At 56.8% G+C, this 533-nt stretch carries 1 protein-coding gene; it reads right to left on the bottom strand.

From position 1 onward, the window contains the following. On the bottom strand, positions 1-533 hold a 533-nt coding region (locus D5S11_RS19710; protein WP_128424648.1), incomplete at both ends, for an SDR family NAD(P)-dependent oxidoreductase.

Here is a 533-nt window from a genome sequence, read left to right on the forward strand (position 1 = left end):
ATCCGTTTTTCGTCGCCTTCTGCCACCATGACCTGGTGTTCTCCGGAGGCAAAAGCGGCGTAAAGCGCTTGGATGCCTGAGGCCGATCGCATGGCTTTCATTCCGGTCTGTTCGTACATCAGCCGTTCGGTCTCTTTGTCCACACGCATACCGCCTTCTTCCCAAAGCGGCCAGTTGACGGACAGGGTCTGCCCGCTCCGCTCGTTGTCCCGCACGAGACGGTTCCGGCGGGCTGCATAAACATCCATAAATGCGTTGGCTGCCGCATAACCGGCCTGCCCCGGATTTCCCATACCTCCAGCCAAGGAAGAAAACAGAATGAAAAAGTCCAGCCGCACATCTTTCGCTGCTTCATCAAGATTGATAAGCCCTTTCACCTTCGGCGCCATGACGGTCTTCCGTTCGTTTTCTGTCTGGTTCAGAATGTAATTGTCAGCGATCACGCCTGCGCCGTGAATGATCCCGTCGAGTGTTCCGTGCTCCTCCTGTATGCCGCGGACGAGGGTGATGACCGCCGCCCTGTCTGTCACGTC

Origin of the sequence: Bacillus sp. L75 (genome assembly GCF_003676355.1) — a bacterium.
Classification (GTDB): Bacteria; Bacillota; Bacilli; order Bacillales; family Bacillaceae; genus Bacillus; species Bacillus velezensis.